We start from the raw sequence: 1,321 nt of genomic DNA, 5'->3' as shown, positions 1-1,321 counted from the left end.
ACGTTTAAGAATCCAATAAGAGTATGTTGTATATCGAAAACATTTTCTAATAGTTGGATCACCTCATTCTTTTTTAACGGATTCAATTTTATTTCCAAAATACCTACTTGAAAAGGAGGTTCTAATTTCATTCCAATCAAGTTGAGTCGCTGATCTATTGAATTTTGATTAATCGTTTCCTTAAGTAAGTCTTCAAAAACGAGTTCCTTCAAATGCTGTTTCCACTCGAGTTGTTCTGCCATAAATGATTGATTAAGCATCATTTCTGTAATCATTTTCACTAATTCTCCAAACTCCTTGAGTTCTGCGGGGTCTCCTGTGATCCCTATAACACCAATAATTACTTTCTGGAACTCTATGGGTAAATTAATACCAGGAAGTACGCCCAGCCAATGATGGCGATCCTGTTCATGAATAATTAAAGGTTTACCGGTTTTAAGTACCTCTATTGCTCCAAAATGCGCTTGGTTAATACGATCAGGATTCCCTGAAGCTATAATGGTTCCTTTCTCATCCATAATATTGATATTTCGATTGAGTCTGATAGTAGTTTGTTTAACAATTTCCCTTGCGATTACTTGAGTTAGCATATAAATCATCCTTAAATAGTTTTTTAGGTAGTTTTACTGCTGAGATAGAGTAAGTGTAGCTATTTTTATTAACTAACCTTTTAATTTTTATATAAGTGTTTTAAGGTAATACTCGAACCCACTCTAATACTAGTAGTTTATTAAATTTAGATATTAATGAAAAAAGCAAACATAGGATAATTATTTCTATGTAGTATAGCCAAAAAAACTAAATATGTCATACTAATTTTTTGTATAGCTTGAACGATGATTAAAATATTTCTGAAGATTATAATAAAACTACTATTAAATTTATTCGTAGGGGGCCTGACCATGAAAATTGTTATTGCACCAGATTCCTTTAAAGGAAGCTTGACAGCACTAGAGGCTTCGCAAGCAATAGACCGGGGAGTCAAAAAGGTATTGCCAGCTGCAGAGACAGTACTAGTTCCCGTAGCGGATGGCGGCGAGGGTACAATGGATAGTCTTGTTGCTGCAACGAATGGTCGGAAAGTCGATGTTACAGTAAAAGGACCATTACTTGATAGCGTGCAGGCTGCATATGGAATCTTGGGAGATCAGGAAACATGTGTGATTGAAATGGCAAGTGCATCAGGTTTATGTCTAGTTGAGTCAGATAAACTGAACCCATTGATAGCCACTACATATGGAACTGGCGAGCTCATTCAAAAAGCATTGAATGATGGATGTCGAAAATTTATTTTAGGAATTGGTGGAAGCGCTACCAATGA

The 1,321-nt window shown here is 35.4% G+C and carries 2 protein-coding genes; one reads left to right on the top strand and one right to left on the bottom strand.

What is annotated here, in order from left to right; all coding sequences use genetic code 11:
• A partial coding sequence (locus AC1DUW_RS29195) for a CdaR family transcriptional regulator (protein ID WP_477644235.1) occupies window positions 1-590 on the bottom strand: 590 nt, incomplete at its 3' end.
• 312 nt (window positions 591-902) lie between these two features.
• On the opposite strand from AC1DUW_RS29195, the gene AC1DUW_RS29190 reads away from it, so the two are divergent.
• The coding region (locus AC1DUW_RS29190) for a glycerate kinase (protein ID WP_477644234.1) at window positions 903-1,321 on the top strand (419 nt) is incomplete at its 3' end.

The organism is Peribacillus sp. P4_C12 (assembly GCF_056402095.1).
Note: the sequence above shows the minus strand (reverse complement) of the source record. Positions and strands in the feature narration are given on the sequence as shown.